The organism is Aestuariivirga sp., assembly GCF_037139295.1.
Lineage (GTDB): Bacteria > Pseudomonadota > Alphaproteobacteria > Rhizobiales > Aestuariivirgaceae > Aestuariivirga.
In genome coordinates this window covers 1-13,097 of record NZ_JBAXGR010000039.1, presented here as the reverse complement: position 1 = coordinate 13,097, position 13,097 = coordinate 1, and the positions used below count along the sequence as shown (strand labels likewise).

The window sequence follows — 13,097 nt, the reverse complement described above, 5'->3', positions numbered from 1 at the left end:
GAGAACCACCATGTCTGCAGCCTTGACCCAGTATGTCGACGTCGCCCAGGTCGTACTCTACGCCTTCTGGATCTTCCTGGCCGGCATCATCATCTACCTTCACCGCGAAGATAAGCGCGAGGGATATCCACTGGAGTCGGAGCGCTCAGGCAACATCGTTGTACAGGGTTGGCCAGCCGTGCCCGCCCCCAAGACCTATCTCCTCGCCGACGGATCAACTGTTCAGGCACCGCGTGCCGAGCCCCATGACAGCCGCCCGATCAAGGCAACACCCATCGGCCCGTGGCCGGGCGCACCGCTGGAACCCGATGGCGATGCCATGGTCGATGGCGTGGGTCCCGCCGCCTATGCCGAACGCAAGGACATTCCCGATGCGCTGTTCACTGGCGAGCCCAAGCTTTCGCCGCTCCGCAACAATCCCGACTGGCACGTGGAAGAGCGCGACCCCGACCCTCGCGGCATGCCGGTGATCGGCTGCGACGGCAAGCAGGGCGGCACGGTGAAGGACGTGTGGGTGGATCGTTCCGAATACATCATGCGCTACCTCGAAGTCGAAGTGAGTGACAAGGAAGGCCACATCCGCAACGTGCTCCTGCCGACAACGCTCGCACGCATCTGGGGTGGCAAAAGGCGCATCGACGTCAAGTCGATCACATCGAAGCAGTTCATCAAGGTGCCGGGCCTCCGTAACCCGGACATCGTCACGCGCCTGGAAGAGGACAAGATCTGCGCCTTCTACGCAGGCGGACACCTCTACGCCACCGCTGACCGCGCCGAGCCGCTGGTATGACCGAGCACCACGACGATTTCGCCTTCGAGCCCGTCCGGGGGCTTCCGCAGCTCCTGCCAAAGGGCGAGCGCATGCTCTGGCAGGGCGCGCCGCGCTGGCAGGACCTGGCAGTTCATGCCTTCCACGCGCGCAAGGTGATCTGGTACTTCGCCGGACTCACACTGCTGGCAGGCGCGCTGCGTCTTGCAGAAGGCGAGAGCATGGCGATGGCAATCCGCCCCTTCCAGTGGCTGATGCCGATGGGGCTGGTCGCCTCCGCACTGCTCTGCGGTCTGGCCTTCCTCAGCGCGCGGACGAGCGTCTACACCATCACCAGCAAGCGCGTGGTGATGCGCATCGGCATGGCGCTACCCGTGACAATCAACCTGCCCTTCGGCCAGATCGACGGCGCTTCGCTGCGGGTGTTTTCCAATGGCTCCGGCGACATTCCGCTGCGGGTGGCGAGCAAGGAACGCGTGGCCTACCTGATGTTGTGGCCGCATGCCCGCCCCTTCAAATTTGCCCATCCGCAGCCCTGCCTGCGCTGCGTGCCCAGAGCCGATGACGTGGCGAGCCTGCTCGCAGCGGCACTTGCCGGAACCGCCACGGTCCCGATGCACGTCGAGGCTGCGCCCGTTCGCGCTGCCAAGACCAGCCAGCCGGTGGCCGCATGAGAACCGCCATGGCCCAGCAACCTGCCCGCAGCCTGAGACCGCACCCCGCGGCACTCGCAGCGGCCGGCATGGTGGTGGCGGCGCTGCTGGCCGTTTCAGTGGCGCGCTATAATGATTATTCACCGGTGCAGAGCCTGGGCACTTCGGACGTGGCACAAAGTCGGTTGCTGCGCTTCGAGAGCGATGCGCAGGGCGTGGCCGTGATCGACACCACGACCGGTGCTGTCATCACCCATACCAGCGCGGAGGGCTTCATCCCCGGCGTGCTGCGCGGCCTCAACCGCATGCGCCAGACCGAACAGGCCAAGGCCACCGATGCCTACCGCCTCGAGCGGTTGACCAACGGCCAGCTGCTGCTGGTTGACACAGTTTCGGGCGTGTCGCTTGACCTTGCGGCCTATGGCCGTGACAATGCCGCTTCTTTCGTTCGGTTCCTTTCACCTTCAGGAGACCAGAGCTGATGCTGAACCCCTTCGCTCCCGCTTCCAAGGAAGACGTGATGTGCACGGTGCGCGTGGTGAACACCTTCGAGAACCTCGCAGCGCATGTTGAACTCGATGACGGGGTGACCGTCGAGCCGGGCGACGAGGTGCTCGTCCACGGCAAGCCGATCATCGTGCCCTACGGCGAATCCGCGATGGAGCGCCGCAAGGCAACGATCACGCGGGCCACCTGGCTGGAACGCAAGTGGGTGAAGCTCACCGGCGATCTGGAATTCATGGAACTGCTCGAATTCAGCTTTTCGGGGGAGGAGCTCTAATGACCATCGAAACACTCGGAATCAGGCCGGCAGACACGCTCGCCAAGGCGCAGGAATCAACGGTGTTGAGTCCGCGTTTCTACACCACCGATTTTGCGGCGCTGGACAAGCTGGACGTCAGCCCCGTGCGCGCCGAATGGGACAAGCTCATCGCCGAGTTGCAGGCTGACCCCAACAAGGGCCACTTCAAGCGCAATGCCGAGTGGGACCATGTTGACCTCGCTGCCCTGCCGGAAGGCCTGCGCCGCGAGCTCGTGGACTTCCTGGTGAGCTCGCTCACCGCCGAATTCTCCGGCTGCGTGCTCTATTCGGAGATGCGCAAGCGCGGGACGAACCCGGACCTGTGCGAACTGTTCCGCCTGATGGCGCGCGACGAAGGCCGCCACGCGGGCTTCATCAACGACACGCTGAAGGACTTCAACCTGGGCGTTGACTTAGGGTTCCTGACGAAGACCAAGAAGTACACATTCTTCCGGCCCAAGTTCATTTTCTACGCAACCTACCTGTCCGAGAAGATCGGCTATGCGCGCTACATCACCATCTTCCGGCACCTGCAGCAGCATCCGGAAAACCGTATCCACCCAATCTTCAAGTGGTTCGAGCAGTGGTGCAACGACGAGTTCCGCCATGGCGAGGCTTTTGCGCTTCTCATGCGGGCGCATCCCGAACTGCTCTCCGGCCTCAACAAGCTGTGGGTGAAGTTTTTCCTCGTGGCCGTGTTCGCCACCATGTACGTGCGCGACCACCAGCGTCCGCACTTCCATGAGGCACTGGGGATCGACCCCACCGAATATGGCTACAAGGTCTTCAAGGTGACCTCCGAAATCTCCCGGCAGGTCTTCCCGCTTGAGCTTGACATTGACAATCCGGCTTTCTTTGCCTGCCTCGAAAAATTGCGGAAGATCAATGACCGCAACGGCGAATGGCAGAAAAAGGGTGGCATGACGGCGAAGCTGGGCAAGGCATGGACGGCAGTGGCGGCGAGCGCCACCATGATCCGCCTCTACCTCATCCCGTCGAGAACCAACGACCTGCCTGCCGACATTCGTCTGGCTCCGACCTGGTAAAGCGAGACTGATGGATTACGCACTGCCCATCGCCTATGCCCTGCTCCTCTGGTGGTTCGCCACCGGCGTGATCTTCTTTCTCGATCAGCTGCCGGTGCGGACCTTCAAGTGGAGCATGGCGGGCGGCACGGCCGTGCTGGCAGCCGCTCTCTGGGTGGTCTGGGCTGAACGGGACGATAGCTCGCTCTTCGCCGTCTACGCCTCCTTCACGGCGGGCGTGCTGGCCTGGGGCTGGCAGGAACTGAGCCTCTACACTGGCTACGTGACCGGCCCGCGCAAGCAGTCCTGCGCGGCGGGCTGCTCGGGCTGGCGGCATTTCGGTCACGCGCTGGGCGTCAACCTGTGGCACGAAATCGCCATTGTGGCCGTGGCGCTGGCCATCTGGGGCCTCTGTGGACAAGCTGTGAATAACTGGGGCCTCTGGGCCTACATGCTGCTGTGGGCCATGCACCTCTCAGCAAGGCTCAACGTGTTCCTCGGCGTGCGCAACGTGTCTGAGGAGTTCGTTCCCGCCCACATGGCGGTGCTCAAGAGCTTCCTGACCCGCAAGTCCATGAATTTGCTGTTTCCTTTCTCCATTACCGCAGCCACCATCGGCGCCGTCCTGCTGTTCCAGCAAGCCTTTTCGGCCGATCTGGCGGCGGAGCGCGCCGGCTGGTCGCTGCTCGCCGCACTGGCGGCGTTGGCCCTGTTCGAGCACTGGATGCTGATGCTGCCGGTGCCTGTGGAAAAGCTGTGGAAATGGAGCCTGCCCTTACGCCAGGACGCGGCGAAATCGCGCAATTCCATATCGCCAAAGTTTGACTATACCCCTCTCAAAGCCGCCCTCCGGAGTGCTCCCGATGGATTATGAAAGCTTCTTCCAGACCGAACTCGACGCGCTGAAGACCGAAGGCCGCTACCGCGTCTTCGCCGATCTTGAGCGCAAGGCGGGTGATTTCCCCCGCGCCACGCACCATGGGGCGGACAAGAAGGACATCACCGTCTGGTGTTCCAACGATTATCTGGGCATGGGCCAGAACGCCTCGGTGATTGCCGCAATGCATGAGGCGCTGGAGCGCTGTGGCGCAGGTGCCGGCGGCACGCGCAACATCTCGGGCACCAACCACTATCACGTCGAGCTCGAACGCGAGCTGGCCGACCTCCACGGCAAGGAAGGCGCCCTGCTCTTCACCTCTGGTTATGTCTCGAACTGGGCAGCACTCGGCACGCTGGCCAGCGGCATCCCCGGCTGCATCGTGTTCTCGGACGCGGGCAACCACGCGTCGATGATCGAGGGCATCCGCCACAGCCGTGCGGAACGCCACATCTTCAGGCACAATGACCTCCATGATCTTGAGCGCCTGCTGAAGGCGGCCGATCCGTCGCGCCCCAAGCTCATCGCCTTCGAGTCGGTCTATTCGATGGATGGCGACATCGGTCCAATCAAGGGTATGTGCGACCTCGCCGACAAGTATGGCGCCATGACATATCTCGACGAAGTGCACGCCGTGGGTATGTATGGCCCGCGCGGCGGTGGCATCGCCGAGCGTGAGGGTCTGATGGACCGGATCACGGTGATCGAGGGCACCCTCGGCAAGGCCTTCGGCGTGGTCGGCGGCTACATCACGGGCTCCGCCGCGCTGTGTGACTTCGTGCGCAGCTTCGCCTCGGGTTTCATCTTCACGACCGCCCTTCCCCCGCACTGCGCGGCGGGCGCTGCCGCTTCGATCCGCCACCTCAAGGCTTCCCAGTTGGAGCGCATGCGCCACAAGGACCGCGTAGCCCGCCTGCGCAAGCGCCTCGACCAGGCAGGCGTGCCCTACATGGCGAACCAAAGTCACATTGTTCCTGTGATGGTGGGTGACGCCAAGAAGTGCAAGTGGATCAGCGATATCCTGATGGCGCAGCATGGCATCTACATCCAGCCGATCAACTACCCCACCGTGCCGCGCGGCACGGAACGGCTGCGCATCACACCCACGCCTCTCCACACTGAAGCCGACATCGACCACCTCGTCTCGGCGCTGTCCGAGCTATGGTCGCAGTGTGCGTTGGCCCGCGCGGTTGCCTGAGGTGATCTCCGGGGCCTCCCGTCCGTATAAAGACATCAGGGACAGGAGAGCGCATTGACACAGTGGATCATTCTCTGGATTGCCGCGGCAGTCCTGTTCCTTCTGATCGACATGGTCTGGCTGCTGTGGCTGGGTCGTAGTTTCTATGTAAGCGAGATCGGTGACTTGCTTCGCCAGCCGCCCAACATGGGCGCCGCGGGTGCCTTCTACATCCTTTATGTCACCGGCCTGATGGTGATGGTCGTCTGGCCCGCCGTGCAAGGCGGCTCTGTCGGGCAGGCGGTGCTCTATGGCGCCATCCTGGGCCTGGTTGCCTATGGCACCTACGACCTCACCAACCTCGCCGTGATGAAGGGCTTCACCACCAAGATCGCCATCATCGACATGGTATGGGGCACGGTGCTGACCGGCGCGGTGTCAGGAATCACGGCAGCGATCGGGATACGTCTGCTCACGAAATAGGCGTTCATCCGGAAACAACCGAGAGACCGGCACCTACTGGAGGCTCGCATGAAGATCATGCCCGGCATTCTTCTCCTCCTATCCCTTTGCTGCGCCAGTGTCGCCGCTGCGGCCGAGGACCCACCATTCGACGACCCTATGTTCCGGCGCTGCGTGACCTATCTGATGACCGGCGAACGGGGGGCGCTGATTTCCAACATATGCCTCGACGAATATGATCTCCCCTCTCCCTCCATGTTCATCTGCGCCCGAAAGGTGCGGCTGGGGTTCAAGTCGAAGACCGACCAGGAGGCCTGCGCGATCGTTCTCGAGGAGGAAATCAAGAAGGTCAGGGCAGGGTTTGTGAAGTGATGATGTGACGAGCGCCGCATCATGCGCGGGCTTGCCCCGCGCATGCTCATCCTCGAACAACCGGCATCATCGAAGACGACGACTTGGGCGACCGGCAGGTTCTGGGAATGTGAAAGCGGGATGACCTCATACTGCTTGACCAAGATTACCAATGTCGGCGGCGCAATGCCCGAGCCGCGCTTGGCATGGCGCAGCGGGGTGACCATCATCGCCACGACGGGCGTTGCCGTTCGGCTGGACGAGAAGAATCTGGAGGCTTGAAACGGGCGAACAGTCTCCATAAGCCATAGAAGCATGGAGACCAACATGACCGCCTCGCCAATGAAGATCGACAGCGCAGAACTCCGTCTCGTGCGGCTGCCGCTGCTCACCCCCTTCACCATCGCCACCGGCACGATGCACGAAAAGCTGTTCCCCCTGCTCACGCTGCGGTCGAATGGTATCGAGGGCTTTGCCGAGGGCGTGATGGACCCCCTTCCCGATTACCTCGACGAGACCATTGCGGGTGGAATGATGCTGCTGCGCGACGTGCTGATCCCGCAATTGGTGGGCAAGAGCTTCGGGAGCCCAGCCGCCATCGAGGGGCTGCTCGCGCCCTGGCGCGGACACTACATGACCAAGGCGATGGTGGAGATGGCCTTCTGGGACCTGTGGGCCAAGTCGCTGAATCTGCCTCTCACCACTCTCCTGGGAGGCGAGCGCGATGCAATCGACGTCGGCGTATCACTGGGGATTGGGCCGATCGACAACACAATCGAGCGAGCGCGGAATCACCTCGCGCTTGGCTACAAGCGCATCAAGCTCAAGATCATGCCCGGCCACGACGTGAAGCTGGTGGAGGCGGTGCGCAATGCGCTGCCAGACGCACACCTCACGGTTGATGCCAATAGCGCCTATACGCTGGCCGACATGGACACCATGTTGGCGCTCGACGGCTTCGGGCTGGATTATATCGAGCAGCCGCTGGCCTGGGACGACATCCACGACCACGCCGTGCTGCAACCCCGCTTGAAGACGGCAATCTGCCTCGATGAATGCATCCACACCGCCGAGCACGCCCGAAAGGCGCTGGAGAGTGGTGCCACACGCATCATCAACATCAAGGTCGGGCGCGTCGGCGGCTATCAAGAGTCACGGCGCATCCATGACCTGTGCGCGGCATGGACCTTCCCCGTGTGGTGCGGCGGCATGCTGGAGAGCGGCATCGGACGCGCACACAACATCCACCTCTCCACGTTGGCCAATTTCCGAAAGCCGGGAGATACCTCGAGTTCTAGCCGCTATTTCGCCAAGGATATCGTCAACGAGGCCTTGGAGGCCACCGACGGGCGCATGCCCGTGCCCAGAGGCCCCGGCATCGGGGTAACGCTGGACCGCGCCTTCCTCGACAAGGTAACGGTCTCCACGGAGACTTTCCCGGCATGATCATCCGCGATCTTTCCGGCATGGAAGAATTCTTCAAGGCCGAGCAGCTTCAGCGCGACGTGTGGGGCGTCGACGACACCGAGGACCCCGCCGACCTCATGATGGTGATCCAGAACGAGGGTGGTCTCGTCGCCGGCGCTTTCGAGGGTGAACGGCTCGTCGGCTATGTCTTCGGCTTTCCAACGCGTGAAACAACCGTTCAGCACTCGCACCGGCTGGCAGTCCACCCGGACGCACGCGGCAGGAGCCTCGCCCTAAGGCTCAAGCGCTACCAGCGCGAATGGTGCCTTGCCCGCGGCATCACACTGGTGCGCTGGACCTTCGACCCGCTGCGCCATACCAACGCCAACCTCAACATCGCGCGCCTCGGCGCCGAGGTTTCGACCTATCATCCGGACTACTATGGCGTCATGAAGGGCATCAACGCCGGCCTCCCGTCCGACCGTCTGCGCGCTGACTGGCACCTTGCCTCCGACCGCGCGAAGGCCCGCGCCGCCTGGGAACCCGGACAACCGAAGCCCTCCGCGCCGAAGGATGCCTTGCCCGTGACGATCCCGCCCGACCTTGACCGGTTGCTGGGGGAGGACTATCAATCCGCCCTTGCCGCGCGCCTAAACCTTCGGGAAAGGCTGATGCAGATGTTCTCCGAGGGTTACATAATCCGCGATTACGATGTGGCAGCAACGTCCTACCTTCTGAGCAAAGCGTAATGACGAAGCAACCGCCGGAAGCCGCCCGTTGTTCCCACCATCGTCAAAGCCTATGCTGACGCCTTGGCAAAGAGAGGCGCCAGCTGGCACCCGGAATTGGATGTCTGACATCACCTCAAGTTGGCGAATGACACTGCGGGCGGTCATGGGGCCGGTCGCGGTCTTGGCTGCCGGCGCAGCATTGTGTGGGGCCGCGGCAGCGGAGGTGACCGTGAAACCCGCCGCCAAGGGCTATGACATCGACATAACCGGAAATGCAACGGCCTCGGAATTGATCGAGGCCATCGCCAGTGCCACCGGCGTCGATATCAAGGGCGAACCGGAGGACACGCCAGTCGGCGCCAATCACCTCCGGAACGCCAGCCTTGAACGGGCATTGCGTGCGCTGCTTCCAAAGGCGCCCTTCGTGGTGAAATCGGATGATGAAGACATGCCCACGGAAATCATCTTCCTCTCGCCCTCCCAGAATGGCGACGGGACAGCGGGCGGCCAGGACGCATCAGACCCGGCAATGACGGACCAGGACTTGTCTGACGGCACGGCCCCGATGACGCCTGACCCGGCAGACCCGATGGACGACGGTTCGCAAGACACCGGACAGTGAATGATCGGCATGGCGAAGCACCGAAATTGGCCTTGCGCTGCATGGTGGACCATCGCCAAACACCGCTGGAACGGCAGGCGCATTTGGTTCATACACGCATGCGATTTCAAGGTTTTCCAACACTTCAGGTAAGCGTGAATGACACATCTCTGGGTAAGGTCGGAACAGCGGCCCAACGAAGAACGCGTCGGCCTGACATCTGACGGAGCGGCGGCCCTCGTGAGAGCGGGCATCACGGTCACCGTCGAGGAAAGCTCCGTTCGTGCGATCGGCATCGATGGCTACAAGGCAGCAGGATGCCAGATTGCCGCCGAAAATTCATGGCCCTCAGCACCACGTGACGCCATCATTTTCGGTCTCAAGGAACTGCCAGAGGACGGTACGCCGCTTGTCCACCGCCACATCATGTTCGGCCACGCCTATAAGGGCCAGCCAGCGGGACAGGTATTGCTCAAGCGATACAAGGCCGGCGGCGGGACACTCTATGACCTCGAGTACCTTGTGGACGAGGCGGGTCGCCGCATTGCCGCATTCGGCTACTGGGCGGGCTTTGCCGGGGCCGCGATCTCGCTCAAATGTTGGGCGGCGCAGCAGAAGGGCGGCCTCTGCGGACCAGTTTCCAAAATTTCGAGCAAGCAGGCGCTGCTCGACGGACTCAAGGCGGAGTTGCCACCCGTGCAACGGCCACGCGCCATGATCATCGGCGCGCTGGGGCGCGTTGGCACAGGGGCAGCCGACCTCTGCGCCGCCATGAACGTTGCAGTGACCAGATGGGACATGGCTGAAACTGCCTCGGGCGGCCCCTTCCCTGAAGTGCTGCAGCACGAGATCTTCCTGAACTGCATTCTGGCGCGGCCAGGTTGCCCGGTGTTCGTGCCCGAAGCAGCCAAGGCAGCACCACGCGCTCTTACTGTAATCGGCGATATCGCTTGCGACCCGACTTCCGATTTCTCGCCGATCAAGGTCTATGATCGAGCCACCGACTGGGAGGCTCCCGCGCTACGCGTATGGGACGCACCACCGCTCGACGTGATGGCAATCGATAACCTGCCTTCCCTGCTCCCGGTTGAAAGCAGTGAGGACTATGCAACGCAACTGTTGCCATCGCTGTTGACGCTCGACGATCTCGATGCCGGCGTATGGGGCCGGGCCTTTACCGAATTCACCCGCCACACGGCGACACTCTGACGGAGATTGACATGACGACGATTCACTGGTGCGGCACCGGACTTTCCTCCGGCCCCGGCTTGCGGCGGCTTCTGGAGAATGGCCACAAGGTGGTGGTTTGGAACCGCACCGTCTCCAAGGCGCAGGAGGTTGTGGGCGACCTCACGAAGGACGTTCGCCCCTATTCGCTTGAAGCACTGACAGCGGCGCTGCAACCGGGTGACATTGCCATTTCGATGCTACCCGCTGACCAGCACGTGGCGATCGCCAAGGCCTGCCTTGCGAAGAACGCCAACTTCGTGTCGTCATCCTACATCGCGCCGGAGATGCGGGCACTCGACCCCGAATTCAAGGCCAAGGGTCTCGTCTCGGTCAACGAGGTGGGCCTCGACCCGGGCATCGATCACCTGATGGCGCATGACCTCGTCGCGCGCTACCGAGCTTCGCCCGCCTACCACGCCGACAATGTGCTGAGCTTCACCTCCTATTGCGGCGGCGTGCCGAAGATTCCGAACTCGTTCAAGTATAAATTCAGCTGGGCGCCAGTGGGCGTGCTGAAGGCGCTGCGCTCTCCCTCGCGCAGCCTGCGTGACTTCAAGGAACTGAAAGTGGACCGGCCGTGGAACGCCATCACTGGCTATGACGCGCCGCTGCCAACGCCCGAAAGCTTCGAGGTCTATCCGAACCGCGACAGCTATCCCTTCATGGAAGACTATCGCTTCGACAAGAGCTGGAAGGTGAAGGACTTCGTGCGCGGCACCATCCGCCTCAACGGCTGGGCCAAGGCATGGGACCCTGTTTTCAAGGAAATCGAGACACTGTCAGGACCTGAGGGCGATGCGCGACTGGCCGAGATGGCCTCCGATTTCCTCAAGGAGAACGCCTATGCGCCGGGTGAGCCCGACAGGGTGATCCTGTTCGTGTCGCTCAAGGCAGAGCGCGATGGCAAGGTGGTGTTCCACGAGACCTGGGCGATGGATGCCTGGGGTGACGAACGCGGTACAGCCATGGGCCGGCTCGTGTCCATGCCTGTATCCTTCGCCGTCGAGACAGTGCTGAAGAAGGAATTCAAGCCTGGCGTGCACGCGGCACCAGCCGACCCGAATATCCTGGCAAGCTGGCTCAGCCAGGTGAAGGGTCTCGCGCAGTACATGGAACTGGTGAAGCTCGCCTGATCATCAAGGGCCGGAGCACGGCGTCATGCCGTTGCTTCGGCTCGCCGTCATCCCGTAAGCAAAAGTGGCGGAGCAGGAACGCATGGCAAATAGCAATTTCGATGCGGTCATCATCGGCGCGGGCCACAACGGGCTTGCGGCTGCAGTGCACCTCGCCAAATGCGGCTGGAGTGTCGGTGTCTTCGAAGCGAAGGCAGAAGCGGGTGGTGCAGTGAAGACGCGCGAGGTGACGCTGCCGGGCTTCCGGCATGACCTCGCCGCTATGAACCTGTCGATGTTCGCCGGTTCGCCCTTCCTGCGCGAGCATTGCGAGGGCCTTGGCCGCCACGGGCTTGCATTCACGCCAGCAGCCCACTGTTTCGCATCAGTTTTTCCGGACAAGACGTGGTTCGGCGTATCCAAGGACCCCGCTCTTACGATGGCGCGGCTCAACGCCATCGACCCCGGCGACGCGGAAGCCTGGGACGCGATGATGCAGCGCTTCGGCAAGGATGCGCCGCACATCTTCGGCCTGCTCGGCAACGTCATGCCGTCGTGGGCGACTGCGAAGCTTATCTACAAGGCGTGGCGCGAGCCGTCATAGTCGAGGCCATCCTGTCCTTCGTCGGGCTCTCGGTGTCGACCGACATGCCCACCTGGGGCGGCATGATCGCGGAGGGTCGGCAGATCATCTACCAGGCCTGGTGGGTGCTGGTCTTTCCGCTCGGCGCGTTGTTCCTCACCGTGCTCGCCTTCAACCAGTTGGGAGACGGATTGCGCCAGTGGCTCGATCCGATGCTGAAGCGATGAGCCCGGTTATCGACATCCGTAACCTTTCCGCCCGCACCGCGGTGAGCCCCATCCTGCGCGACGTCTCCCTGTCGGTGAACGCCGGCGAGGTGATGGCGCTGGTGGGCGAGAGCGGCGCCGGCAAGTCCACCATCGCCAAGGCAGTGCTCGGCATCCTGCCGACCGGCATCAAGGTGACTGGTGGCAACATCATCTTCGAAGGCACGGACCTTCTTGTACTCTCACCCCCAAAGCTGCGCGAGATGCTGGGCGTTCGCATCGCGCTCATTCCGCAGGACCCTCTGACTTCGCTCAATCCCGCCCGCCGCATTGGCAACCAGCTGACAGACGGGTTGCGCCTGCGCGCCGGCATGAACCGCAAGCAGGCGTTCGACAAGGCGCTAAGCCTGCTCAACGACGTTCACATCCGCGAGCCGGAGCGCGTGCTGGAGCGCTATCCACATGAACTTTCGGGCGGCATGCGCCAGCGCGTGCTGATCGCCCAGGCCTTCTCGCTCAACCCACATGTAGTCATCGCCGACGAGCCGACCACGGCGCTTGACGTGACCGTGCAGAAACAAGTGCTGCGCCTGATCCGCGACATGCAGCGCGAACACAAGACCACGCTGCTCTTCGTCACCCATGACTTGGGCGTCGTCGCGCAGATCTGCGACCGCATGACGGTGCTCTACGGCGGCAAGGTGCTGGAACAAGGTGTGACGGCGGAAATCCTCGCCAATCCACAGAGCTCCTATACGCGCGCCCTGCTGGCTGCCAGCCCACGTTACGACCAGCCGGAGCAGAGCCTGAAGCCCGTGCCTGAAACCCTCATCGCCGAGCTCAAGCGGGAGATCGGGGCGTGATGCTGATCGACGCCCGGAACATTTCGCTCGACGTGCCGGACATGGGGCATCAGGTGCTCATCGGCCATCGCCGAAGGCTCCGCATCCTGACGAATGTGTCGATCGCGCTGAAGAAGGGTGAAACGGTAGGCCTCGTCGGCGAGTCGGGCTCCGGCAAGACCTCGCTCGGCCGCTCGCTGCTGCGCCTTTATGCGCCGAGCGAAGGCCAGCTGTTCTTCGACGGGCAGGACATCACCCATGCGAGCGCG

Annotated in this window: 18 protein-coding genes and 1 pseudogene; all 19 read left to right on the top strand. The window is 62.8% G+C overall.

All coding sequences use genetic code 11. From position 1 onward, the window contains the following. The first annotated feature begins 10 nt into the window (after positions 1 to 10). Positions 11 to 790: a photosynthetic reaction center subunit H gene (puhA, locus tag WCJ41_RS11580; protein WP_336905980.1), complete on the top strand. Its 780-nt coding sequence runs from the start codon at positions 11 to 13 to the stop codon at positions 788 to 790. Then, positions 787 to 1,443, top strand: coding sequence for a photosynthetic complex putative assembly protein PuhB (gene puhB, locus WCJ41_RS11575; RefSeq protein WP_336905979.1), 657 nt, complete (start codon positions 787 to 789; stop codon positions 1,441 to 1,443). Before puhA ends, puhB begins: the two co-directional genes overlap by 4 nt. Positions 1,444 to 1,451: 8 nt before the next feature. After that, positions 1,452 to 1,904, top strand: coding sequence for a photosynthetic complex assembly protein PuhC (puhC, locus tag WCJ41_RS11570; RefSeq protein ID WP_336905978.1), 453 nt, complete (start codon positions 1,452 to 1,454; stop codon positions 1,902 to 1,904). After that, a complete protein-coding gene (locus WCJ41_RS11565) occupies positions 1,904 to 2,203 on the top strand; it encodes a hypothetical protein (protein ID WP_336905977.1) in 300 nt (99 codons plus the stop codon). Before puhC ends, WCJ41_RS11565 begins: the two co-directional genes overlap by 1 nt. After that, on the top strand, positions 2,203 to 3,270 hold the full coding sequence (gene acsF / locus WCJ41_RS11560) for a magnesium-protoporphyrin IX monomethyl ester (oxidative) cyclase (RefSeq protein ID WP_336905976.1): 1,068 nt from the start codon (positions 2,203 to 2,205) through the stop codon (positions 3,268 to 3,270). Before WCJ41_RS11565 ends, acsF begins: the two co-directional genes overlap by 1 nt. A 10-nt stretch (positions 3,271 to 3,280) precedes the next feature. Beyond that, complete coding sequence (gene puhE, locus WCJ41_RS11555; RefSeq protein ID WP_336905975.1) at positions 3,281 to 4,123, top strand: putative photosynthetic complex assembly protein PuhE; 843 nt, start codon at positions 3,281 to 3,283, stop codon at positions 4,121 to 4,123. Next, positions 4,113 to 5,324 (top strand): 5-aminolevulinate synthase, encoded by a 1,212-nt coding sequence (hemA, locus tag WCJ41_RS11550; RefSeq protein ID WP_336905974.1) that lies wholly within the window; start codon positions 4,113 to 4,115, stop codon positions 5,322 to 5,324. The genes puhE and hemA overlap by 11 nt, the downstream gene beginning before the upstream one ends. Positions 5,325 to 5,378: 54 nt before the next feature. Then, positions 5,379 to 5,786: a DUF2177 family protein gene (locus tag WCJ41_RS11545; protein ID WP_336905973.1), complete on the top strand. Its 408-nt coding sequence runs from the start codon at positions 5,379 to 5,381 to the stop codon at positions 5,784 to 5,786. Positions 5,787 to 5,834: 48 nt separating this feature from the next. Next, positions 5,835 to 6,137, top strand: coding sequence for a hypothetical protein (locus WCJ41_RS11540; RefSeq protein WP_336905972.1), 303 nt, complete (start codon positions 5,835 to 5,837; stop codon positions 6,135 to 6,137). Between the two features lie 21 nt (positions 6,138 to 6,158). Then, positions 6,159 to 6,398 (top strand): hypothetical protein, encoded by a 240-nt coding sequence (locus WCJ41_RS11535; RefSeq protein WP_336905971.1) that lies wholly within the window; start codon positions 6,159 to 6,161, stop codon positions 6,396 to 6,398. Between the two features lie 45 nt (positions 6,399 to 6,443). After that, positions 6,444 to 7,562 carry an o-succinylbenzoate synthase gene (menC, locus tag WCJ41_RS11530; protein WP_336905970.1) on the top strand — a complete coding sequence of 373 codons (1,119 nt, stop codon included), beginning with the start codon at positions 6,444 to 6,446 and terminating at the stop codon, positions 7,560 to 7,562. Continuing rightward, positions 7,559 to 8,272: a GNAT family N-acetyltransferase gene (locus tag WCJ41_RS11525; RefSeq protein ID WP_336905969.1), complete on the top strand. Its 714-nt coding sequence runs from the start codon at positions 7,559 to 7,561 to the stop codon at positions 8,270 to 8,272. Before menC ends, WCJ41_RS11525 begins: the two co-directional genes overlap by 4 nt. 100 nt (positions 8,273 to 8,372) lie before the next feature. Next, positions 8,373 to 8,876 (top strand): hypothetical protein, encoded by a 504-nt coding sequence (locus tag WCJ41_RS11520; protein ID WP_336905968.1) that lies wholly within the window; start codon positions 8,373 to 8,375, stop codon positions 8,874 to 8,876. 138 nt (positions 8,877 to 9,014) lie between these two features. After that, positions 9,015 to 10,064 carry a saccharopine dehydrogenase gene (locus WCJ41_RS11515; protein ID WP_336905967.1) on the top strand — a complete coding sequence of 350 codons (1,050 nt, stop codon included), beginning with the start codon at positions 9,015 to 9,017 and terminating at the stop codon, positions 10,062 to 10,064. Positions 10,065 to 10,075: 11 nt separating this feature from the next. Next, positions 10,076 to 11,218: a saccharopine dehydrogenase family protein gene (locus WCJ41_RS11510; protein WP_336905966.1), complete on the top strand. Its 1,143-nt coding sequence runs from the start codon at positions 10,076 to 10,078 to the stop codon at positions 11,216 to 11,218. 82 nt (positions 11,219 to 11,300) lie between these two features. Further along, the gene (locus WCJ41_RS11505; RefSeq protein ID WP_336905965.1) at positions 11,301 to 11,801 is read left to right on the top strand and encodes an FAD-dependent oxidoreductase; all 501 of its coding nucleotides are present in this window, start codon (positions 11,301 to 11,303) and stop codon (positions 11,799 to 11,801) included. After that, positions 11,792 to 12,007, top strand: a pseudogene (locus WCJ41_RS11500) (ABC transporter permease); the annotation flags it as partial. The gene WCJ41_RS11505 and the pseudogene WCJ41_RS11500, both read left to right, overlap by 10 nt. Next, a complete protein-coding gene (locus tag WCJ41_RS11495) occupies positions 12,004 to 12,849 on the top strand; it encodes an ABC transporter ATP-binding protein (RefSeq protein ID WP_336905993.1) in 846 nt (281 codons plus the stop codon). The pseudogene WCJ41_RS11500 and the gene WCJ41_RS11495, both read left to right, overlap by 4 nt. A gap of 41 nt (positions 12,850 to 12,890) precedes the next feature. Continuing rightward, positions 12,891 to 13,097, top strand: a 207-nt coding sequence (locus WCJ41_RS11490) for an ATP-binding cassette domain-containing protein (protein ID WP_336905992.1), incomplete at its 3' end; no start/stop codon positions are given.

Excerpts from the sequence above, each read along its gene's own strand:
- puhA (WP_336905980.1), top strand. The coding sequence starts at position 11 with ATGTCTGCAGCCTTGACCCAGTATGTCGACGTCGCCCAGGTCGTACTC.
- puhB (WP_336905979.1), top strand. The coding sequence starts at position 787 with ATGACCGAGCACCACGACGATTTCGCCTTCGAGCCCGTCCGGGGGCTT.
- puhC (WP_336905978.1), top strand. The coding sequence starts at position 1,452 with ATGGCCCAGCAACCTGCCCGCAGCCTGAGACCGCACCCCGCGGCACTC.
- WCJ41_RS11565 (WP_336905977.1), top strand. The coding sequence starts at position 1,904 with ATGCTGAACCCCTTCGCTCCCGCTTCCAAGGAAGACGTGATGTGCACG.
- acsF (WP_336905976.1), top strand. The coding sequence starts at position 2,203 with ATGACCATCGAAACACTCGGAATCAGGCCGGCAGACACGCTCGCCAAG.
- puhE (WP_336905975.1), top strand. The coding sequence starts at position 3,281 with ATGGATTACGCACTGCCCATCGCCTATGCCCTGCTCCTCTGGTGGTTC.
- hemA (WP_336905974.1), top strand. The coding sequence starts at position 4,113 with ATGGATTATGAAAGCTTCTTCCAGACCGAACTCGACGCGCTGAAGACC.
- WCJ41_RS11540 (WP_336905972.1), top strand. The coding sequence starts at position 5,835 with ATGAAGATCATGCCCGGCATTCTTCTCCTCCTATCCCTTTGCTGCGCC.
- WCJ41_RS11535 (WP_336905971.1), top strand. The coding sequence starts at position 6,159 with ATGCGCGGGCTTGCCCCGCGCATGCTCATCCTCGAACAACCGGCATCA.
- menC (WP_336905970.1), top strand. The coding sequence starts at position 6,444 with ATGACCGCCTCGCCAATGAAGATCGACAGCGCAGAACTCCGTCTCGTG.
- WCJ41_RS11525 (WP_336905969.1), top strand. The coding sequence starts at position 7,559 with ATGATCATCCGCGATCTTTCCGGCATGGAAGAATTCTTCAAGGCCGAG.
- WCJ41_RS11520 (WP_336905968.1), top strand. The coding sequence starts at position 8,373 with ATGTCTGACATCACCTCAAGTTGGCGAATGACACTGCGGGCGGTCATG.
- WCJ41_RS11515 (WP_336905967.1), top strand. The coding sequence starts at position 9,015 with ATGACACATCTCTGGGTAAGGTCGGAACAGCGGCCCAACGAAGAACGC.
- WCJ41_RS11510 (WP_336905966.1), top strand. The coding sequence starts at position 10,076 with ATGACGACGATTCACTGGTGCGGCACCGGACTTTCCTCCGGCCCCGGC.
- WCJ41_RS11505 (WP_336905965.1), top strand. The coding sequence starts at position 11,301 with ATGGCAAATAGCAATTTCGATGCGGTCATCATCGGCGCGGGCCACAAC.
- WCJ41_RS11495 (WP_336905993.1), top strand. The coding sequence starts at position 12,004 with ATGAGCCCGGTTATCGACATCCGTAACCTTTCCGCCCGCACCGCGGTG.